Source organism: Azospirillum melinis (genome assembly GCF_013340935.1).
In the GTDB taxonomy this organism is placed as follows: domain Bacteria; phylum Pseudomonadota; class Alphaproteobacteria; order Azospirillales; family Azospirillaceae; genus Azospirillum; species Azospirillum melinis.
This window is the reverse complement of sequence record NZ_WHOS01000003.1, coordinates 91,775-110,734: the sequence shown is the minus strand read 5'-3', so window position 1 is coordinate 110,734 and position 18,960 is coordinate 91,775. Positions and strand designations below refer to the sequence as shown.

General features: G+C 66.5%; 20 protein-coding genes. 8 read left to right on the top strand and 12 right to left on the bottom strand.

The features are described from left to right. Positions 1 to 6: 6 nt before the first annotated feature. Positions 7 to 426, top strand: coding sequence for a winged helix-turn-helix domain-containing protein (locus GBZ48_RS03745; protein WP_174469790.1), 420 nt, complete (start codon positions 7 to 9; stop codon positions 424 to 426). 84 nt (positions 427 to 510) lie between these two features. Here GBZ48_RS03745 and GBZ48_RS03740 read toward each other — a convergent pair whose 3' ends face one another. Both GBZ48_RS03740 and GBZ48_RS03735 read right to left on the bottom strand, forming a co-directional pair. Next, positions 511 to 753: an Lrp/AsnC ligand binding domain-containing protein gene (locus GBZ48_RS03740; protein WP_085089209.1), complete on the bottom strand. Its 243-nt coding sequence runs from the start codon at positions 751 to 753 to the stop codon at positions 511 to 513. Between the two features lie 4 nt (positions 754 to 757). Further along, positions 758 to 2,326, bottom strand: coding sequence for a DEAD/DEAH box helicase (locus tag GBZ48_RS03735; protein WP_174469789.1), 1,569 nt, complete (start codon positions 2,324 to 2,326; stop codon positions 758 to 760). Between the two features lie 257 nt (positions 2,327 to 2,583). Here GBZ48_RS03735 and GBZ48_RS03730 point away from each other — a divergent pair, with 257 nt between their 5' ends. Then, on the top strand, positions 2,584 to 3,129 hold the full coding sequence (locus GBZ48_RS03730; RefSeq protein ID WP_174469788.1) for a hydrolase: 546 nt from the start codon (positions 2,584 to 2,586) through the stop codon (positions 3,127 to 3,129). A gap of 16 nt (positions 3,130 to 3,145) precedes the next feature. Next, on the top strand, positions 3,146 to 3,892 hold the full coding sequence (locus tag GBZ48_RS03725) for an alpha/beta fold hydrolase (protein ID WP_174469787.1): 747 nt from the start codon (positions 3,146 to 3,148) through the stop codon (positions 3,890 to 3,892). 21 nt (positions 3,893 to 3,913) lie between these two features. On the opposite strand, the gene GBZ48_RS03720 is transcribed toward GBZ48_RS03725, so the two are convergent. The 3 genes from GBZ48_RS03720 to parE form a co-directional block, all read right to left on the bottom strand. Next, positions 3,914 to 4,468, bottom strand: coding sequence for a hypothetical protein (locus tag GBZ48_RS03720; RefSeq protein ID WP_174469786.1), 555 nt, complete (start codon positions 4,466 to 4,468; stop codon positions 3,914 to 3,916). A gap of 103 nt (positions 4,469 to 4,571) precedes the next feature. Beyond that, the gene (locus GBZ48_RS03715; protein ID WP_246306960.1) at positions 4,572 to 5,378 is read right to left on the bottom strand and encodes a hypothetical protein; all 807 of its coding nucleotides are present in this window, start codon (positions 5,376 to 5,378) and stop codon (positions 4,572 to 4,574) included. A 237-nt stretch (positions 5,379 to 5,615) separates the two neighbouring features. Next, positions 5,616 to 7,604, bottom strand: coding sequence for a DNA topoisomerase IV subunit B (gene parE, locus GBZ48_RS03710; protein WP_174469785.1), 1,989 nt, complete (start codon positions 7,602 to 7,604; stop codon positions 5,616 to 5,618). A 108-nt stretch (positions 7,605 to 7,712) separates the two neighbouring features. Here parE and GBZ48_RS03705 point away from each other — a divergent pair, with 108 nt between their 5' ends. Beyond that, entirely contained in the window at positions 7,713 to 8,108 is a 396-nt protein-coding gene (locus tag GBZ48_RS03705) for an acyl-CoA thioesterase (protein WP_014247936.1), read from the top strand. Between the two features lie 6 nt (positions 8,109 to 8,114). On the opposite strand, the gene GBZ48_RS03700 is transcribed toward GBZ48_RS03705, so the two are convergent. The 4 genes from GBZ48_RS03700 to GBZ48_RS03685 all read right to left on the bottom strand — a co-directional run bounded on the left by GBZ48_RS03700 (position 8,115) and on the right by GBZ48_RS03685 (position 11,411). Further along, positions 8,115 to 8,549 (bottom strand): ArsC/Spx/MgsR family protein, encoded by a 435-nt coding sequence (locus GBZ48_RS03700; RefSeq protein ID WP_174469784.1) that lies wholly within the window; start codon positions 8,547 to 8,549, stop codon positions 8,115 to 8,117. A gap of 151 nt (positions 8,550 to 8,700) precedes the next feature. Beyond that, the gene (locus GBZ48_RS03695) at positions 8,701 to 9,744 is read right to left on the bottom strand and encodes an ABC transporter substrate-binding protein (protein ID WP_174469783.1); all 1,044 of its coding nucleotides are present in this window, start codon (positions 9,742 to 9,744) and stop codon (positions 8,701 to 8,703) included. Between the two features lie 34 nt (positions 9,745 to 9,778). Further along, positions 9,779 to 10,579 carry an ABC transporter permease gene (locus GBZ48_RS03690; RefSeq protein WP_174469782.1) on the bottom strand — a complete coding sequence of 267 codons (801 nt, stop codon included), beginning with the start codon at positions 10,577 to 10,579 and terminating at the stop codon, positions 9,779 to 9,781. Positions 10,580 to 10,586: 7 nt separating this feature from the next. Continuing rightward, positions 10,587 to 11,411, bottom strand: a complete 825-nt coding sequence (locus tag GBZ48_RS03685; RefSeq protein ID WP_109085600.1) for an ABC transporter ATP-binding protein — start codon at positions 11,409 to 11,411, stop codon at positions 10,587 to 10,589. Between the two features lie 239 nt (positions 11,412 to 11,650). Between GBZ48_RS03685 and ftsH the strand changes: the two genes are divergently transcribed. The 4 genes from ftsH to GBZ48_RS03665 all read left to right on the top strand — a co-directional run bounded on the left by ftsH (position 11,651) and on the right by GBZ48_RS03665 (position 16,892). After that, the gene (gene ftsH, locus GBZ48_RS03680; RefSeq protein ID WP_174469781.1) at positions 11,651 to 13,432 is read left to right on the top strand and encodes an ATP-dependent zinc metalloprotease FtsH; all 1,782 of its coding nucleotides are present in this window, start codon (positions 11,651 to 11,653) and stop codon (positions 13,430 to 13,432) included. Positions 13,433 to 13,567: 135 nt separating this feature from the next. Continuing rightward, a complete protein-coding gene (locus GBZ48_RS03675) occupies positions 13,568 to 14,356 on the top strand; it encodes a substrate-binding periplasmic protein (RefSeq protein ID WP_174469780.1) in 789 nt (262 codons plus the stop codon). Next, complete coding sequence (locus GBZ48_RS03670) at positions 14,353 to 15,966, top strand: SpoIIE family protein phosphatase (RefSeq protein ID WP_174469779.1); 1,614 nt, start codon at positions 14,353 to 14,355, stop codon at positions 15,964 to 15,966. The genes GBZ48_RS03675 and GBZ48_RS03670 overlap by 4 nt, the downstream gene beginning before the upstream one ends. A gap of 164 nt (positions 15,967 to 16,130) precedes the next feature. After that, complete coding sequence (locus tag GBZ48_RS03665; RefSeq protein ID WP_174469778.1) at positions 16,131 to 16,892, top strand: response regulator transcription factor; 762 nt, start codon at positions 16,131 to 16,133, stop codon at positions 16,890 to 16,892. A gap of 9 nt (positions 16,893 to 16,901) precedes the next feature. Here the strand turns inward: GBZ48_RS03665 and GBZ48_RS03660 are convergent, their stop codons facing one another. From GBZ48_RS03660 to GBZ48_RS03650, 3 genes are read right to left on the bottom strand one after another with little or no spacing between them, the layout of a single operon-like run. Next, the gene (locus GBZ48_RS03660) at positions 16,902 to 17,951 is read right to left on the bottom strand and encodes a sensor histidine kinase (protein WP_174469777.1); all 1,050 of its coding nucleotides are present in this window, start codon (positions 17,949 to 17,951) and stop codon (positions 16,902 to 16,904) included. Next, a complete protein-coding gene (locus GBZ48_RS03655; protein ID WP_343049200.1) occupies positions 17,948 to 18,373 on the bottom strand; it encodes a DUF1987 domain-containing protein in 426 nt (141 codons plus the stop codon). The genes GBZ48_RS03660 and GBZ48_RS03655 overlap by 4 nt, the downstream gene beginning before the upstream one ends. After that, on the bottom strand, positions 18,370 to 18,921 hold the full coding sequence (locus GBZ48_RS03650) for a SiaB family protein kinase (RefSeq protein ID WP_174469776.1): 552 nt from the start codon (positions 18,919 to 18,921) through the stop codon (positions 18,370 to 18,372). Before GBZ48_RS03650 ends, GBZ48_RS03655 begins: the two co-directional genes overlap by 4 nt. Positions 18,922 to 18,960 lie beyond the last annotated feature (39 nt).

Below are 18,960 nucleotides of genomic sequence, written 5' to 3'. Positions count from 1 at the left end.
GTGGCCATGACCCGCATGAGAATCCGCATCGACTTCGAAAGCGGCGGCTCGATCGGGCCGGGCAAGATCGCGCTGCTGGAGCAGATTCGCGACACCGGCTCCATCTCCGCCGCCGGACGGGCGCTGGGCATGTCCTACCGGCGGGCGTGGCTGCTGGTGGATGACCTGAACCGCATCTTCAGCGAACCGGTGGTGAGCGCCGCGGTCGGCGGCAAGCATGGCGGCGGCACGGTGCTGACCGCCTTCGGCGAACAGGTGATCGACCATTACCGTGCGGTCGAACGCGAAGCGCATGTGGCGACCGCCCACCGGTTGGCGGCGCTGGCGGCAGGGACCAATCCCGATTATGGCACGGACAGTCAGGTCGATGACGGGAGCTTCGCGAGCGATCCCGCCGTCGGGCCTGGGTGCGGACCGGACAAGTAACCGGGCCTCACGAAAACGAAAAAAGCCGGGCAACTGCCCGGCCTTTTCATGTCCGCACACCGGAACCGGCTGTGTGAACAGCGTCTATGCGAACGCCTTGTACGCAATCAGCGTGAAGGTGTCCCGTACGCCGGGCAGAGTCTGCACATGCTCCGTCACGAAGCGGCCGATGTCGTCGTCCTGCTTCAGGTAGCACTTCATCAGCAGATCGTACTGGCCGGAGATGGAATGCACCTCTGACACCTGTTCGATCAGCTGTACAGCCTGATCGGCAACCTCATAGGCGCGTCCAAGATCGCATTTGACCATGACGAAGATGGTCTGCACGGGCTCAGCCCTCCTGCGACGGATCGATCGAGGTCTCGCTGGACGGACGCGGACGGGCCGAGCGCAGCATGAAGGCCGGCATATGGTCGCCGAAACCGATCACCGGCACGTCGTCATCGTCGTCGTCACGGCGACGGCGGCGATCACGGTCACGGTCGCGATCACGGCGCGGCTCGTTGTTGCGGCGGGATTCGGCGGCAGCCAGCGATTCGCGGGGCTGACGATCCTCACGGACCGGACGCTCGTCACGCATCGGGCGCTCCTCACGGACAGGACGCTCCTCGCGGGCGGCGCGCTCTTCGCGGGGAGCGGCTTCCTCGCGCGGGGCACGCTCTTCACGGGCACCACGGGGCGGACGGGCTTCCGAACGGGAGTCAGGCTTGGCTCCACGACCGCCACGGCCGCGGCCACGCCCGCGGGAGCTGCTGTCTTCCTCGCCGAACTCGGCCGTTTCCAGGCCGTCGATGGCGATCATGGGGATCTCCCGCTTGATGAGGCGCGTGATCGCGCCGACCAGTTTCGTGTCGTCGGGCGTCGCCAGCATGAAGGCACGGCCCTGCTTGCCGGCGCGGCCGGTGCGGCCGATCCGGTGGACATAGTCGTCGGGGGTCAGCGGCACGTCGAAATTGAAGACGTGGCTGAGGCCCTGGACGTCGATGCCGCGGGCGGCGACATCGGAGCAGACGAGCAGCGTGATCTCACCCTGCTTGAAGCGTTCCAGCGTCTCGGTCCGCTTGGACTGCACCATGTCGCCATGCAGCGCGCCGACATTGAAGCCGTGGCGTTCCAGCGACTTCTGCAGCACGGCGATGTCGCGCTTGCGGTTGCAGAAGATGAAGGCATTCTTGACGTCCTCGGTCTGCAGCAGATGGCGCAGCGCCTTGCGCTTGTCCATCTCATGCACGAGGGTCAGGGCCTGGGTCACCGTTTCCGCCGGCGAGGCGGGCGGAGCGACGGAGATCTCAAGCGGCTGGGTCAGGAAGGCATCGGCCAGACGGCGGATTTCCGGCGGCATGGTCGCCGAGAAGAACAGCGTCTGGCGGTTCTTCGGCAGCTTGCTGACGATGCGCTCGATGTCCGGGATGAACCCCATGTCGAGCATGCGGTCTGCCTCGTCGATGACGAAGACCTTGATGTCGTTCAGCATGATGTTGCCGCGCTCGAACAGGTCGATGAGACGACCCGGAGTCGCGATCAGCACATCCACACCACGGTCGAGCTTCTTCACCTGTTCGGTGAAGGTCTCGCCGCCGATCAGCAGCGCCATGCTGAGCTTGTGGTACTTGCCGTAGGTCTCGAAGCTTTCCGACACCTGGGCAGCCAGCTCGCGCGTCGGCTCCAGGATCAGCGACCGCGGCATCCGCGCGCGGGCACGGCCCGACGCCAGGATGTCGATCATGGGCAAGGTGAAGCTCGCCGTCTTGCCAGTGCCCGTCTGCGCGCAGCCCAGCACGTCGCGGCGTTGCAGGACACAGGGAATTGCCTGTTCCTGAATGGGCGTCGGTTGGGTGTAACCCTTGTCCTCGATGGCGCGCAGGACGTCAGGGCCAAGCCCAAGTTCCGAAAAAAGCATCCAACCTGTTTCTGTTCTGGAGTGCGGAAATCGAGCGTTCAACGCCCGAAGCCTGGATGAGGCCGAAGAATAGGAAGTCAAAGCTACATGTCAATAGATCCGATGTTCGGAGACCGAAAATTGACGCGAAAATACGCCGCGTTGGCGAAATGGGTCCCCTGCGCTAGGCTGTCGTCCGGCAACACCGCGAGTCGCGGCGCTTGCCGGCACCCTGAAACGGGGTGGCCCGCTTCAAATGGAACGGTCGAGAGCATTTGATGATTCTTCGTGCCCAGGACTCGGTGCTGGTGGTGGTGGATGTGCAGGAACGGCTGCTGCCGGCCATCCACGACTCCGCCCGCGTCGTCCGCAATGCCGGAATGCTGCTGAAGGGCGCTGCCGCCCTGTCGGTGCCGGTGCTGCTGACCGAACAATATCCGCGCGGCCTGGGGCCGACGGTGGAGGCGGTGCGCGCCGCCCTGCCGGCCGGAACCCCGGTGATCGAGAAGATCACTTTCGGCTGCACCGGCGAGCCGGCCTTCAACGCCGCACTGGCGGAGTTGAAGCGCCCGCAGATCGTGCTGTGCGGAACGGAAGCCCATGTGTGCGTGATGCAGACGGCGCTCGGACTGCGCCAGCAGGGCCATGCGGTCTATCTGGTGGCCGACGCCGTGTCGTCGCGCACGCCCGACAACCGCGCCATGGCGCTGGAGCGGATGCGCGCCGCCGGCGTGACCATCGTCACCACCGAAATGGTGCTGTTCGAGTGGATGGAGCGCGCCGGCACCCCCGTCTTCAAGCTCGTCAGCGCGCTGGTGAAGTGAGCGCAGGAGAAATCCCATGTCCGCGAACTCCACGCATCCGAACGCCACGTCCGCAAACTCCGGCCGCCGCCCCGTGCTGATCCTGTTGCCCGGCATGCCGCTGGACGCCGCATTGTGGGAGCATCAGGTCCGGCATCTCGCAGAGTTGGCCGACCCGCAGGTGGTCGAACTGGCCGACTGCGACGGCATCGCGGCGATGGCCGGCAAGGTGCTGGCCCAGGCGCCGGAACGCTTCGCCGTTGCCGGCCTGTCGATGGGCGGCTATGTGGCGCTGGAGATCCTGCGCCGGGCGCCGGAACGGGTGGAGCGGCTCGCCCTGCTCGACACCAACGCCCGCCCCGACACGGCGGAAACAAGCGCGACCCGGCGCGAGGCGGTGGCGCTCGCCCGCCAGGGCCGCTACGGGCAGGTCATCCGTGCCGCCCTGCCCCGCCTGATCCATCCCGAGCGGCTGGCCGACGAAGGCTTCGTCCGCTCCGTCCTGGCGCAGATGGAACGGGTGGGCGTCGACGGCTATGCGCGGGAACAGGAGGCGATCATCAACCGGGTGGACAGCCGGCCGGGCCTGGCCGCAATCCGCTGCCCGACGCTGGTCGTCTGCGGCCGCCAGGACATCCTGACTCCGCAGGCCCTGCATGAGGAGATGGCGGAAGCCATTCCCGGCGCGCGGCTGGTGGTGATCGAGGATTGCGGCCACCTGTCGGCAATGGAACAGCCGCAGGCGGTCACCGCCCTGATGCGTGACTGGCTGCTGCGCGATTGAACGGTCTGCAGCAGCCGGGACTCAGCAGTCCGGTCTGCCGCAGAGCAAATCCGACCGCTGACTCGGGAACAGCGAGAAAGTCATGTCGCTGATCAGGCTGCGGAAATCCGGATCGTCCGGTCCCTGCGGCCGGTCGAGCCAGCCGGTGGCGGAAGTCAGCGCGCCACCCGACCGGCAGAACGCCCCCTGCACGATGATCGGGCCGCCCGGCGGAGCGGTCGGGATCGGACCTTCGGTACAGAGGGCCGAGTTCAACATGTTTTCCGATACGTTGAAGGCCAGCACCACCTTGTAATCGCGCCGCGCCGTATCGTTGGGCGTGGTGGTGAGGTTGGTCCTCACGCCGAACACCCGGTCCTGCATGTGGGGCAGAACCTTCTCGGCAAAGCGGTCGGGCGTCAGGCCGAAGGGGTTGCCGTACAGGACCACCCGAAGGTCGCGGTCGCTCGCGGCATAGGCGACCTCGCTGCGCGTGTAGGCTGGCGTCGGCTCGCTCGCCACCACCCGCTCGTTGGTGCAGCCGGCGAGAACGGAAGCGCCCAGCAGGAGGGCGGCGAGCGGCGGGAGCATGCGCATGATCGGGGTGTCCGTCGGTGTGGCTGGCATCGGTATCGCTTGGCCGGATATGGGGTGCGGCTGCCGGAAGGGCGAGTGCTCCCATGCTCCGCCTTCCTGCCCGTCACACGTCTCTCAACCACTTGTCCGCGGCGCGGGCGATCAGGTCCGGATAGTCGGGACAGTCCAGGCCAACCAGGGGAAGGTCGAACTCCGCTGCAATTCGGGCGACCGTCCGGTGCGTCAATTCCAGCCCCAGACCACGAGCGCGGCGGGCAATGGCGAGTTCCTGACCCCAAACATAGACGTTTCGCGCGCCGGTGTTGCGCGCCATCGTCCGGGATTGCTCCATCCGCTCGTCACCGTTGATCGGCAGCCAGATGTCGGTCATCAGCATGTCGGCAGGGGTGTCGGAGCGGTATTTCATCGCGTCGGCGTTGACCACCTGGATCTTTGCTACGATGTCGGCCGGAAGCTGGTCGAACAAACCGATCAGCCGGTTTACCTCGATGACGTCGGGGTCCAATTCGACAATGGTGACCCGCGTCACCTCCGGTCTTAGCGCCGCGTTCACCGCAGCCCACCCCATGCCCATACCCATCACCACCGTGTGGCCGGTAGCGGCACGCACGCCGATCTCCTGGCTTTCGATTTCCATCGGTGTCATCGACATCCAGGTGCGATAGCCCTGACCGACCTCGAGCCGGCTGAGAATCGCGGTATCCCTGGTCAGCCGGGTCGGACTCCAGTAGCCGGCACTCAGCAGCAAGGGAACCACCTGAAGCCGCCAGCGTCCGACCTCGCAGGACTGGTAACGCGGTATGAAAAGGTCGGTGACGAATGGGATAAGCGGAGCCAGCGCGTCTGCCAGAATTTCGGACGGAACCGCGTCAACCGGGATATCTGCTCCGGGAAATGCTGGGGTATGCATACGCCTCCTAGAGGAACAGGCCATGATGCGGGAAAAACCCAAAGCCGGCAGTTCACGGGAGGATATATGAGGGGCTCACTCTCTGTAACCGAGAAATTCATGCACGTCTTGCCACCCGATCCTCAGACGGGATCCGGGCCGTAGCGCGGATCACGCAGCTTGGAAGGCGGCCGTTGGGCAACGGATCTCGACTGCCCCTCGCCGAACGGCCGAAAGGCGGGGGGCACCCTCCCCCCGTCACACGTCGATGTCGTCGGCCTTCACGAACTTCGCATTGTCCTGGATGAACTTGAAGCGCAGTTCCGGACGCTTGCCCATCAGATCCTCCACCAGCGACCGCGTGCGCTCGCATTCCGGCTTTTCCTCCGGGTCGGCGGCGTTGGGGACGACCACGCGCAGCAGCGAGCGCTTGGACGGGTCCATCGTCGTGTCGCGCAGCTGGGCCGGCATCATCTCGCCCAGCCCTTTGAAGCGGCTGATGTCGGGCTTCTTGCCCTTGAACATCTTGGACAGCAGCTCGTCCTTGTGGGCGTCGTCGCGGGCGTAGACCTGCTTGTTGCCGTGGCTGAGACGGTAGAGCGGCGGCAGGGCAAGGTAGAGGTGGCCCTCCTGGATCAGCCCCGGCATCTCGCGGTAGAAGAAAGTCATCAACAGCGAGGCGATGTGGGCGCCGTCGACATCGGCATCGGTCATGATGATGACCCGCTCGTAGCGCAGCTTGTCGGTCGAAAAATCCTTGCCGATCCCGCAGCCGAGCGCCTGGGTCAGGTCGTTCAGCTCCTGATTGGCCTTCATCTTGTCGACCGACGCGCTGGCGACGTTCAGGATCTTGCCGCGGAGCGGCAGGATCGCCTGGGTCTCGCGCTGGCGGGCCTGCTTGGCGGAGCCGCCGGCCGAGTCACCCTCCACCAGGAACAGCTCGGTGCCCTCGGGGGAATTCCGCGAGCAGTCGGCCAGCTTGCCGGGCAGGCGCAGCCGGCGGGTGGCCGATTTGCGCGTCATCTCCTTGGACTGCTTGCGCCGCGCCCGCTCCTCGGCCTTTTCGATCAGCCGTTCCAGCAGACCGTTGGCGCTCTGCGGATCGCCGGACAGCCAATGGTCGAAATGGTCCTTCACCGCGGTCTCGACGAGGCGCTGGGCCTCCGCCGTCACCAGCTTTTCCTTGGTCTGGCCCTGGAAATGCGGTTCGCGGATGAAGACGGACAGCAGGACGCAGGCGTCGCCCATCACATCGTCGGCGGTGACCTGCCCGGCGCGCTTGTTGCTGGTGAGCTCGCCATAGACCTTCAGGCCGCGGGTCAGCGCGGTGCGCAGGCCGGCTTCGTGCGTGCCGCCCTGCGGGGTCGGCACGGTGTTGCAGTAGGTGTGCGAGAAGCCTTCGTCATCGTCGGGCCACGCCACCGCCCATTCCACCCGGCCCTGGCCGTTGGGGAAATCAAGCGCGCCGGCGAAGGGCAAGCGCGTCAGGGTCTTGCGGTCCTTCAGCGCGGCGTTCAGGTAATCCTGAAGCCCGCCGGGGAAATGCAGCGTTTCCGACGCGGGCGTGGTGGCGTCGACCGACAGCAGGGCCGGATCGCAGCTCCAGCGGATTTCCACGCCGCGGTAGAGATAGGCCTTGGAGCGGGCCAACCGGTACAGCCGGTGCGGTTCGAAATGAGCGGTCTCGCCGAAGATTTCCGGATCGGCGTGGAAACGGATGGTGGTGCCGCGCCGATTGACGTTGCCGCGATGGGCCAGTGGCCCCTGCGGCAGGCCGCGGCTGTACTCCTGGACGTAGAGCTGCTTTTCGCGGGCGATCTCGACGGTCAGCCGGTCCGACAGGGCGTTCACCACCGACAGGCCGACGCCGTGCAGGCCGCCCGAGGTCTGGTAGACCTTGTTGGAGAATTTGCCGCCGGAGTGCAGCGTGGTCATGATGACCTCCAGCGCCGACTTGCCCGGATATTTTGGATGGTCGTCGATGGGGATGCCGCGACCGTTGTCGCGCACCATAACCGTATAGTCGGCGGTCAGCTCCAGGTCGATTCGGCTGGCATGTCCGGCCACCGCCTCGTCCATGGCATTGTCCAGGACCTCGGCCACCAGATGGTGCAGCGCGCGGTCGTCGGTGCCGCCGATATACATGCCCGGCCGGCGCCGGACAGGCTCCAGCCCCTCCAGAACCTCGATATCCTGGGCGGAATAGCTGTCGGCCTTGGGGGCCGTGTTCTCGAAAAGATCGCTCATGACGGGATGATAGGAATTTCGTCAGGGGTGCGCAAGCGCATCCTGGGCCGCTTATACTGCGTCGCCACATGGTTTGGTGGGCAAAAATTTTTTGACGCCGGAGGAAGCATGAGCGCAGCGGACGCATACGACTTCGACAACGGCCCTGCCCTGCGGGCCATTGCGATGCCGGCGGACACCAATCCGAACGGCGACATCTTCGGCGGATGGCTGCTGGCACAGATGGATTTGGCCGGCGGTACGGTGGCGGTGCGGCGCAGCCATGGCCGCGTCGCCACCGTTGGGATCGAGGCGATGACCTTCCACAAGCCGGTCTTCGTCGGCGACGAGGTCAGCTGCTTCGCCCGGATCGAGAAGGTAGGCCGCACCTCGCTGCGCGTCCGCATCGAGACCTGGGTGCGCCGCGAACGGTCGGGCTCCGACCCGATCAAGGTGACGGAGGGCGTCTTCACCTATGTCGCCATCGGCGAAGACCGCAAGCCGCGCGAGGTGCCGCCGGAGTAAGGCGCCTCAGGCAGCCGGCGCCTTGACGAAATGCTGGTGGCCGTGGTCGCACTGGCCGCGGGCATGCTTGTCGTCGCAGCTTTCGCCGGAAGTCAGGCCGATCCAGGCGTGGAGCGTGGTGGGGTCGAAGCCGGCCTCGCGGCGGTCGCCGACCTGGATCAGCGGACGGCGGATCAGGTCGCGGTCGGCCAGCATCGCCGCCAGCGCGGCGGATTCGTCGAGGGCGCCGGGCGTCACGGCACCGGACTTCACCGCTGCGGCGCGGCGGTTGAACCAGGCGTCGACCTCCTTGTCGCCGAAGAAGGCGCGCAGGTCGTCGGTTGTCAGGTCGGCGGTGGCAAGGTCGCGTTCGACCAGCCGGTGGCCGGCGGCGGCCAGCTGCTGCTTCTGCCTGGCGTTCGCCGGGCAACCCGCCAGTCCGTAGAAAATCACTTCGGCCATGGGACACTCCGCTGCTGGATGGGCAGTCCTGATCCGGGGAGCAATCAGGACCGATTTCGTCCAGTCTAACGGCGGTGCAGCACAAAAAAGGGCGCGACAGAATGCCGCGCCCACACTTTTTCTATGGGTATTCCGAAGCGAGCCCGGAGGCTCACTTCTGCAGGCGCTTCAGCGCATCCTCGACATACTGGTTGGTGTAGGTCTTGGACAGGTCGATGCTGGCGGACGCCACCGCCGGGTCGAAGGCCTTCAGCACCTTCAGGGCGGCGTCGGCACCCTCCTGGGTGAAGCGGCCGTCCGGCGAGTAGGTCGGCTTGGAATGCTCGAAGGCCTGGGCGTAGAGTGACTTGTTGCCCAGGAAATACTCCTCCGGCAGGACCTTCAGCACGTCGTCGGTGCTGGCCTTGTTCAGCCACAGCATGGTGCGGACGAAGACGTCGGCCAGCGCCTGGGTGGTCTTCGGGTTCTCCTTGATGAAGTCCGGCTTCATGTAGAGCACGGCGGCGGGATAGGGGCCGCCATAGACGTCCATCGTGCCCTTCTCGGTCCGGGTGTCGGCCAGGATGGTGATGTCGCCGTCGGCCTGGGCCTGGCTGATCACAGGGTCCAGATTGACGATGGCGTCGATCTCGCCGCGCTTGATCGCCGCGATGGCGCTGGGGCCGCCGCCGACGCCGATGACCGAGGCATCCTCAGGCTTCAAGCCGAGCGAAGTCAGCACATGGTTCAGCATGAAGTTGGTCGAGGAGCCGGGGGCGGTGACGCCGACCTTCTTGCCCTTCAGATCCTGCACCGACTTGACGGTGCCGGACTTGTTGACCGACGCCAGCACAATGCCGGGATAGCGGCCGAGCTGGGTCACCGCGACGATGGGCTGGCCCTTGGCCTGCATCTGGATGGTGTGGTCGTAGGCGCCGGTCACGACATCGGCGGAACCGCCGACCAGGGCCTGGAGGCTCTTGGCCCCACCGCCGAAGTCGCTGACCTCGACGTTCAGCCCGGCATCCTTGAAGTAGCCGAGCCGTTCGGCCAGCGTCAGCGGCAGGTAATAGAGCAGCGGCTTGCCGCCGACCGCGATCTTGATGTCGGTCTTCTCAAGCTTGCCCTGAGCTGCGGCCAAGCCGGACGTTCCCAGAGTCAATGTTCCCATGGTCAGGGCGACCGCGGCGGCCGCGATCAGCGATTTGAGCGTCATTGGTTCCCTCCCTTTTGAATTTCCCTATTGGATTTCAGTGCTGCCCGCCGCCGGTGTCCTGCGGGCGCCAGTGCAGAAGCCGCTTCTCGATCATGGTGACGGCGGCGTCGATCAGGACGACGAAGATCGTCAGCACCAGCATGCCGGAGAAGACGCCGACCGTGTCGAACACGCCTTCCGCCTGATGGATGCGGTAGCCGAGCCCGGCGGCGGAGCCCAGATACTCGCCGACCACGGCACCAACCATGGCGAAGCCGACGGCGGTGTGCAGCGAGGAGAAGACCCAGGACAGGGCCGAGGGCAGATAGACGTGGCGGAACAGGTCGCGGGAGCTGGCGCCCAGCATGCGGGCGTTTGCCAGCACCACCGGGCTGACCTCCTTCACGCCCTGGTAGACGTTGAAGAAGACGATGAAGAAGACCAGCGTCACCCCCAGCGCCACCTTCGACCAGATGCCGAGCCCGAGCCACAGCGCGAAGATCGGCGCCAGCACCACGCGGGGCAGCGCGTTGACCGCCTTGATGTAGGGGTCGAAGACGACGGAGACCAACGGCGCACGGGCGAACCAGAAGCCGAAGGCGATGCCGGCCACCGTGCCGATGATGAAGGCCAGTGCGGTCTCCAGCAGCGTGATGCCGAGATGGTACCAGATGACGCCCGAGGCGAAGTCGGCCCAGGTGCGGGCCAGCACCGCCCCCGGCGTGCCGAAGAAGAAGGGACTGAGGATTTTGGTGTCGGTCAGGAGGTGCCAGATCAGGAAGAAGGCGATCAGGACGCCCAGCTGAAGCAGCAGGATGACCGGACGGCTGGGCAGGCGTTTGGCGTGGGATCTCATGATGTCGTCACCGCAGCTTGGTCTGGGCGTAGCCCTTCAGCACCTCGTCGCGCAGCTGCGCCCAGATCTCCTGGTGCAAGGCGAGGAACTGCGGGGTCATGCGGATTTCCGCCACGTCGCGCGGACGGTCGAGGTCGATGCGGTACTCGCCGATCAGGCGCGATCCCGGACCGGCCGACAGCACCAGCACCCGGTCGGACATGGCGATGGCCTCCTCCAGGTCGTGGGTGATGAAAACCACTGACTTGCGGTCGGCCGCCCATAGGTCGAGCAGCTCGTTCTCCATCATCTGGCGGGTCTGGACGTCGAGCGCAGAGAAGGGCTCGTCCATCAGGATGATCTTCGGATCGACGATCAGCGTCTGCGCCAGGGCCACCCGCTTGCGCATTCCGCCGGAGAGCTGGTGCGGGAAGCGGTCGCCGAACCCCTCCAGCCCGACGCGCGACAGCCAGGGCAGCGCGCGCTCCCGCGCCTCCGCCTTCGACACGCCGCGGAACTCCAGCCCGGCGGCGACATTGTCGAGCGCCGACTTCCAGGGCATCAGCGCCTCGGCCTGGAACATGTAGCCGGCCTTGGGATTGATGCCGGTCACCGGCTGCCCGAAGGAGAGCGCGCGGCCCTCGCTGGGCTTCAGCAGGCCGGCGGCGACGTTGAGCATCGTCGACTTGCCACTGCCGGTCGGGCCGACGATCGACACGAACTCCCCATCGGCGACGGTGAAGCTGGCACCCTGGACGGCAGTGTAGGAACGTCCCCGGCCGTCGGGTGAGGGAAAGGTGCAGGTCACGCCTTCCAGCTGGAGGGCGGGCGCCGCGGCGGCGGCCTCGGCCATGTCGGTGTGGTCCTTATCGTTCGGGCGGTGCACTTTGGTTGGAGGACCATACTGTCCGAAGAGAAGCCTATCGGCAACCGCTTGAGATCTCCGTAGAATCCGAAAGGAGCCATTCCGGAAACGCACCGCTTACGGTGTCAAAGAAGGGACGCGGGGCCTTATCGGTTGCCGTCATGCCCTGCCCTCCAGCATCAATGGCATAGATCGAAAGCCAGTCCTTTTCCCTTTGCGGAGCCGACATGCCCACGCTGCCGAAACGCCCGTTGATCGCACTTGCAGTCCTGGCCGCCCTGCTTGCCGCGTGGCTCGGCTTCGCCGCCTGGTACGATCACCACCAGCGGGCGGATGAACGGCCGGCCACCTACAGCGCGCTGATCGAACAGGCCGGGCGCGGCGAACTCGGTTCGATCACCTTTGCCAACGGTACCGGCCATGCGGTCGGCACGGACGGCAGCCGTTACCGTGTCGTCATGCCGGTGACCGACGATCTGCTGAAGGAGATGCGCGCCCACAAGGTCGCCATCGCCTTCGACGAGGGCCCCGGCGGGCTGATGGCGCAGACGGTGGGCGTGCTGGACCGTGCCGCTCCCTTCGTGGTGGTGGCCATGCTGATCGGCGGGCTGCTGATGAGCGGCGGGCAGTTCTTCGGCATGGGCCGAGCCACCCGCGTGCGGCCGGAGGACACCAAGACCGTCTTCGCCGACGTGGCGGGCGTGGACGAGGCCAAGGAGGAGCTGCGCGAAACGGTGCAGTTCCTGAAGGATCCGCGCCGCTTCGCCATGGCCGGTGCGCGTGTGCCGAAAGGCATCCTGCTGGTCGGCCCTCCCGGCACCGGCAAGACCATGCTGGCCAAGGCGGCGGCGGGCGAGGCCGGCGTCCCCTTCTTCGCCGCGTCGGGATCGGACTTCGTCGAGATGTTCGTCGGGCTGGGTGCAGCCCGCGTGCGCAGCCTGTTCAAGACCGCCCGCGCCAACGCCCCCTGCATCCTGTTCATCGACGAGATCGACGCGCTGGCCGGCAAGCGGGGCGAGTCGACCAGCCATTCGGAACGCGAGCAGACGCTGAACCAGCTCTTGGTGGAGATGGACGGCATCGTGGAGGGCGGCGAGGTGGTGGTGATCGCCGCCACCAACCGGTCGGAGATGCTGGACCCCGCCGTGCTGCGCCCCGGCCGCTTCGACCGCCATATCCATGTCAGCCTGCCCGACGTTGCCGGGCGTGAGGCCATTCTGGGCGTCCATGCCGGGCGTCTGACGCTGGCCCCCGACGTCTGCGCCCGCACGGTGGCGCGCGGTACGCCGGGCTTCTCCGGCGCCGAACTCGCCAACCTGACCAACGAGGCGGCGCTGTCGGCGGCGCGCCAGGGCCGCGTCATCGTCACCATGGCCGATTACGAGGCCGCCAAGGACCGTGTGCTGATGGGCACAGAGCGCCGCAGCCTCGCCCTGACGGCCCACGAGCGCCGGCTGATCGCGGTGCATGAAGCGGGGCACGCGCTGGTGTCGCTGCGCTGCCCGCAGGCCGACCCGATCCATAAAGCCACCATCATCCCGCGCGGCGGCGCGCTGGGCATGGTGGTGAGGCTTCCGGAGGGCGACCGCGTGTCGGTCTCGCGCGCCAAGCTGATGGCCGACATCGCCGTCGCCATGGCCGGCCGCGCCGCGGAGGAGATCGCCTTCGGCGCCGATCAGGTCACCACCGGGGCCGAGGCCGACTTCCGCGCCGCCACCGATCTGGCGCGGCGGATGGTCACCGCCTGGGGGATGAGCGAGGAGATCGGTTATGTCGCCCATGCGGCGGCGGAGCCGGGAGCCCGGTCCGAACGGACGGCCTGGCGCATCGACGAGGAGGTCCGGCGCATCACCGACGAAGGCATGGAGCATGCCCGCCGGCTGCTGCGCACCGACCGCGCCGCCCTGGACGGCATCGCCCAGGCCCTGCTGGAGCGCGAGACCCTGACCGGCGGCGAGATCGCCGCGCTGGCCGATGCCCAGACGGAAAGGGCCACCGAGGCGGCTTGAGACCTTGAGAGGAAGTTACCGGACCGGGGAGACTGTCTTCCCGGGACTTGACAAGGAAATGTCCTGCATTGCGGCGTGAGTGCATACCGGGGTAGACTGATCCTGATCTGTTCGAGATGGCACGAGAGGGGCGCAATGTCGGGACCGATATCCCGCCGGACGGTTCTTGCAACCGCCTTGCCCCTTCTCTGCACCTTTCCGCTCCTTGGGCTCCGGCCAGTCCCGGCACGCGCATCGGCCACGGTCATCCAGGTCGGCGCCTATGAGTTCCCGCCCTATGTCGACGAAACCGGCGGCGGAATCACGCGCGACCTGCTGGAGCTGCTGAACGGCGCGCAGGGTGAATTCCGGTTCGAGATGGTCAGGACCGCCCCGCAGCGCCGGTACGAGGATCTGGATCAGGGCCGGTTCGACATGATCGCCTTCGAAAGCCGCAATTGGGGCTGGCAGGACCGCCCGGTGGATGCCACCCGCCCCTTTCTGCGAGATGCGGAGGTGTTCATCGCCAGGGCGACACCGGGAATCGACCAGCGATATTTCGACGACCTGGGCGGAAAGACGATCCTCGGACGGCTCGGCTATCACTATGCCTTCGCCGGCTTCGATGCCGACCCCAAGCGGCTGGAGCAACGCTACCGCACCCGCGTCACGGTGACGCATGAAGGCAACGTCCGCAGCGTCGTCGCCGGGCGGGCCGACCTGGCCATCGTCACCCGATCCTTCCTGACCCGCTTCCTTCAGCGTGAGCCGGAGCTTGCCCGGCAGGTCCTGGTCTCCGACCGCACCGATCAGATTTACGAGCACACCATCCTGATCCGGCAGGGCGCGGCGCTCACCACCGGCTGGCTCAACGGGCTGCTCGACCGTCTGGAGGCGGACGGGCGGCTGGAAGCGCTGTGGCGGCGCAGCGGGATTTCGTCTTGAACCGGCAATCCTCCCTGCTTGCACGGGTGGCCGGTGCCATCCTGCTGACGACGGCAAGCATCGGCACCATCGCGATGCTGCTGTCGGAGCAGATCGTCGAGGGACAGCGCCATCAGGATCTGCTGCGGCGGGCCGAGCTGGTCGCCGCCACCCAGGCCGACGCGCTCAGCGGCTTTGTCTGGGAAATGGACAACCGCAGCGCCCAGCGCATGATCGAGGCGCTGACCGCCCGCGATCCGGCGATCCGCTCCATCGCCGTCTTCGAGACGGACCGGAAGCAACCGCTGGCACGGACCGCGGTCGGAGAAATCGCCGGAAAAACCGCAGAAAAGACCGAGGATGCCAACGGCATCGTCACCGTCGAACGCCCCATCCTTCTGCACGGGCGCGAAGGGCGCGTGCAGACGGTCGGGCATCTGCGCATCGCCTATTCGACGGCCGAGGTGCGGCAAGCCACGCTGGATGCGCTGATCCCGGTCGCCGGGCTGCTTCTGCTGTCGCTGCTGGGGGCGATGGCGGCGCTGGGGCTGACGCTGAACCGGATGGTGCTGCGCCCGTTGCGCCGCCTGACGCAGTTGGCCAGCGCCATGGCCCGCGGAGAGTACGGCGCCCGCATGGATGCCGGGCGGAGCGATGAGATCGGTGTGCTTGCCGATGGCTTCAACCGGATGGCGGCAACGGTGCAGGATCACACCAGCACCCTGGAAAGCCGGGTCCGCGACCGGACCGAGGCGCTGGCCGCCATCAACCGCGCCATCATGGACAGCATCAACTACGCCCAGCTGATCCAGTCGGCCATCCTGCCGTCCGCCGGCACGCTGTCGGCGGGATTGACCGAACATTTCGTTCTGTGGCGCCCGCGCGACGTGGTCAGCGGCGACTTCTATGTCTGCCGCGAGGTCGAGGACGGATTCGTGGTCGCTGTGGCCGACTGCACCGGGCATGGCGTCCCCGGCGCCTTCATGACCATGACCGCCAGCGCGATCCTCAACAATGTGCTGGACCAGCTTGGCGCAGCAGACCCGGCCGCGGTGCTTGCCGCCGTCGACCGCAAGGTCCGCGCCGCCCTGCACCAGGAGGAGGAAGCGCGCGGCGGAGCCGCTTGCTTCGACAACGGCCTCGACCTGGGGCTGTGCCACATCCGGCCGGCCGAGGGCAAACTGGTCTTCGCCGGTGCCCGTATCCCGCTGCTGGTCGTCGCCGACGGCAGCCTGACGGAACTGAGGGGCGACCGCCGCAGCCTGGGCTATCGTCCAAGCGCTTTTCGCACGACCGGCAGCGAGCCGGTCGGGTATGGCGCCGAGTCGCCCTTCACCAACCAGAGCATTGCCCTGCGGCCCGGCCAGACCTTCCTGATGGGCACCGACGGTCTGGTCGACCAGAATGGCGGGGAGCGCGGACGCAGCTTCGGCCGGATCAGGCTGCACGAGCTGCTGAGCCAAGGCGCCCACAGCCCACTCGACCGGCTGAAGACCGATGTGGAAAGCTCGCTCGACCGGTTCCAGTGCGGCCGCGAACAGCGTGACGACATCACCCTGTTCGGTTTCCGTGTGCGGCTGACGGACGCAGTCGCCATTTCCGGCACAGGGTCCGGCCGCCGGGCGGCGTAAAAGTCCTGGACCGATTGTGCGAATCTGTTACAGACATGTCATATATTGTGACGGGTTGTGACGCAGGCGCAGCAGGAGCAGCGACTACCTCTCAAGTTTGTTTTAAAATTTAGGCATTCCAGGGTATGTTGCACCCGCTGGAGTGGTGATAGGGAGAACACGGCATGGCCGGTCCGACGATCGTCGTGGTCGAAGATGAGAATTCCTTGCGGTCCGACATGGTGGAGTATCTGTCGAGCTGCGGATTCGATGCCATCGGCGCACGCGACGGGACGGAACTGGACCGGCTGTTGCAGACCCGCACCGCCGCCATCGTCATCCTGGATGTGAATCTGCCGGACGAGGACGGGTTCAAGATCGCGGCCCGGCTGCGTGACCATCATGGCGCCGGCATCATCATGGTCACCGCCCGCAGCTCGACGGTCGACCGCATCGTCGGGCTGGAGATCGGCGCCGACGCCTATCTGGTGAAGCCGGTCGAGCTGCGCGAACTGGAGGCGCAGGTGAAGTCGCTGCTGCGGCGGCTGAGCGAGCGCGCCGCGGAATCGGCCGCCCAGTCCGCCAACGGCACGGCGTCCGGCGAAGCCGCCATCGACGGGGCGGACGAGGCGCGCTGGTCGCTGGACCCGACGGAATGGAGCCTTACCAATCCTGCCGGCATCCGCATCAGCCTGACCAGCATGGAGATGAAGCTGACCAGCCTGCTCGCCACCCAGGCACGCAAGCCGGCGACCCGTGACCAGATCTCCCAGGCTTTGTACAATCGCCGCTGGAACCCGGAAGACCGCTCCATCGACACCGTCGTCGGCCGCCTGCGCCACAAGGTGGAGGGCGCCATCGGCGGTCCTGCCCCGCTGAAGTCGGTGCATGGCGTCGGTTACGTGTTCTCCGCTCCGATCCGGGTGGTTGGGACGGGCCAGGGCTGAGTCCCTGTTCTACATCGTCAGAGCCTCGACCGGCAGGTCGCGGTCGGGCGTCCGGCGGGGGAACTGCAGGGTGAAACTGGTGCCAAGGTCGGGCGCGCTGCACACCGTGATCGAGCCCATCAGAACGCCGGCCACCAGATTGTGGACGATGTGGAGCCCAAGCCCGCTGCCGCCGCGACCGCGCCTGGTGGTGAAGAAGGGCTCGAACACCCGGGCGCTGTGCTCCTCGCTCATGCCGCGGCCATTGTCGGCGAAGCACATGCGGACGGTGTCGGCGTCCGGACAATCCACCGTGATCGCCATCCCCCCTGGCTGCCCGTCGACGAAGGCATGGGTCAGCGCATTCATCACCAGATTCGACAAAATCTGCGACAGCACGCCGGGATAGCTGTCCAGTTCCAAGTCGGCGGGACAATAGACCGCCACCGCATGGCCCGATGGCCGGAATTTGGGCTGAAGGCTGACCAGCGTATCCTGGATATAGGCGGCGAGATTGACGGTGCGTCGCACAGCGCTGGCGCGGTCCACCGCCACCTGCTTGAAGCCGGCGATCAACTGCGACGCCCTTTCGCAATTGCCGAGAATCAGGTCGGTGGTGTCGACCGCCGTGGCGAGATAGCGGGCGAACTCCGCCTTGCCCAAGGTCCCGCCGTCTGCCCGCCGGCGCATCGCCTGGGTGGCGTCGGCCAGATGCGAGGCGCAGGAGACGGCGATGCCGACCGGCGTGTTGATCTCATGGGCGACGCCGGCGACCAGCGCGCCGAGCGACGCCAGCTTCTCCGACTGGACCATCGCCTCCTGCGCCTCGCGCAGGTGATCGAGTGCCGCCTCCGCCTCGCTGCGCTGGCGGTCCAGCTCGTGGATGGCGTCGTTCAATTGGCCCTGCAACCGGTCGCTGACCCGCACGAGCCGCTGTTGCTCCCGCGTGCTGAGTTCGAAGGCGGCGATCAGGTCGCGGAATTCGGGCAGGCAGTCCGGCGCCAGCGCGCCCAGCCTCGTCTCCAGAGCGCGGGCCTTGGCGAGGGCCTCCTCCTCCGCGGCGAAGAGATTGAAGCTCATGGCGGGCCGCCGGCGGGCATCTCCCGCATCTGGAAGACGACGTGCCGCAAATCCTCCGCAAAATCCTCGCCCAGTTCGCGCATGGACTCGTCATTCTCCTCGACGCACCATGTCAGCGTCACCGGCCGCCCGCCCTTGGCCACCGTCTCAAGCATCTGGAATATGTTCATCAGAGCCTTGGCACTGGAGCTGTTGAAATAGAGGAGCTCCATGTCGAAGCGGATGGGACCGCCGTCGGGATCGTCGAGGAAGCCGCGCAGCGCCTCGAACACCGGGCCGAAGAAGGCCGCGACATCGTCGGGATAGGACTCGCCGGTCATCCGCAAATGACCGTTGGCGAAGTCGAACGACACGCCCGGCGTCCGTCCGGTGGCGGGAATGGTCAGGCAGTCCATCGCGTGGTTCTCGGCTCGGACCTTCATACGCTGACCTTGAGGCAGAAGAAGCTGCGGTCGGCGTCCATCGCGTTGAAATCGTAATCGATGGGATCGCTGGCACGCCGGGCGATCTCGATCAATCCCAACGTAGCGCCGCGGCTGCTGTCGTCCGGTTCCTCGCGAAGCTGCTCGCGGTAGTAGGTCTTGATACCGTCGCGATCCAGGCTCTTCAGATGGTCCAGCCGCTCCTTCAGGCGGGGCACCTCGCTGTTGCGCACGGTGTTGCCGCAGACGATGAAGACCTTGCCGCGCTCCATGCCGATGGTGACCATTCCGGCGCTGAGTTCCACCGCGCGGCCGGCAGTGCCGGACAACTTCTCCGCCGAATAGCGGATGATGTTCTGCATCTGCTCGACGAAGACCGAGAAGACGCGGCGGATGGTCGGCCCGTCGGCCGCCTCCAAGGCCAGCTTCTCGCGCAGAGCCTCACCCAGGGAGTAAAGTATCCCCTCCGACAAATATCCGCTGAAAGAGAACACGATCCCCTTGTCGTCGAGATCGCGCTTAATCGACGCATATTGCTGGGCGAGCATCGCTGTGGCCTGACGTTCCACCGGTACCAGGGTTCCGCC

Bases quoted from the DNA above. Each gene is read 5' to 3' on its own strand.
- GBZ48_RS03745 (WP_174469790.1), top strand. From the start codon at position 7: ATGACCCGCATGAGAATCCGCATCGACTTCGAAAGCGGCGGCTCGATC.
- GBZ48_RS03735 (WP_174469789.1), bottom strand. From the start codon at position 2,326: ATGCTTTTTTCGGAACTTGGGCTTGGCCCTGACGTCCTGCGCGCCATC.
- GBZ48_RS03730 (WP_174469788.1), top strand. From the start codon at position 2,584: ATGATTCTTCGTGCCCAGGACTCGGTGCTGGTGGTGGTGGATGTGCAG.
- GBZ48_RS03725 (WP_174469787.1), top strand. From the start codon at position 3,146: ATGTCCGCGAACTCCACGCATCCGAACGCCACGTCCGCAAACTCCGGC.
- GBZ48_RS03720 (WP_174469786.1), bottom strand. From the start codon at position 4,468: ATGCGCATGCTCCCGCCGCTCGCCGCCCTCCTGCTGGGCGCTTCCGTT.
- GBZ48_RS03715 (WP_246306960.1), bottom strand. From the start codon at position 5,378: ATGCATACCCCAGCATTTCCCGGAGCAGATATCCCGGTTGACGCGGTT.
- parE (WP_174469785.1), bottom strand. From the start codon at position 7,604: ATGAGCGATCTTTTCGAGAACACGGCCCCCAAGGCCGACAGCTATTCC.
- GBZ48_RS03705 (WP_014247936.1), top strand. From the start codon at position 7,713: ATGAGCGCAGCGGACGCATACGACTTCGACAACGGCCCTGCCCTGCGG.
- GBZ48_RS03700 (WP_174469784.1), bottom strand. From the start codon at position 8,549: ATGGCCGAAGTGATTTTCTACGGACTGGCGGGTTGCCCGGCGAACGCC.
- GBZ48_RS03695 (WP_174469783.1), bottom strand. From the start codon at position 9,744: ATGACGCTCAAATCGCTGATCGCGGCCGCCGCGGTCGCCCTGACCATG.
- GBZ48_RS03690 (WP_174469782.1), bottom strand. From the start codon at position 10,579: ATGAGATCCCACGCCAAACGCCTGCCCAGCCGTCCGGTCATCCTGCTG.
- GBZ48_RS03685 (WP_109085600.1), bottom strand. From the start codon at position 11,411: ATGGCCGAGGCCGCCGCCGCGGCGCCCGCCCTCCAGCTGGAAGGCGTG.
- ftsH (WP_174469781.1), top strand. From the start codon at position 11,651: ATGCCCACGCTGCCGAAACGCCCGTTGATCGCACTTGCAGTCCTGGCC.
- GBZ48_RS03675 (WP_174469780.1), top strand. From the start codon at position 13,568: ATGTCGGGACCGATATCCCGCCGGACGGTTCTTGCAACCGCCTTGCCC.
- GBZ48_RS03665 (WP_174469778.1), top strand. From the start codon at position 16,131: ATGGCCGGTCCGACGATCGTCGTGGTCGAAGATGAGAATTCCTTGCGG.
- GBZ48_RS03660 (WP_174469777.1), bottom strand. From the start codon at position 17,951: ATGAGCTTCAATCTCTTCGCCGCGGAGGAGGAGGCCCTCGCCAAGGCC.
- GBZ48_RS03655 (WP_343049200.1), bottom strand. From the start codon at position 18,373: ATGAAGGTCCGAGCCGAGAACCACGCGATGGACTGCCTGACCATTCCC.
- GBZ48_RS03650 (WP_174469776.1), bottom strand. From the start codon at position 18,921: ATGCTCGCCCAGCAATATGCGTCGATTAAGCGCGATCTCGACGACAAG.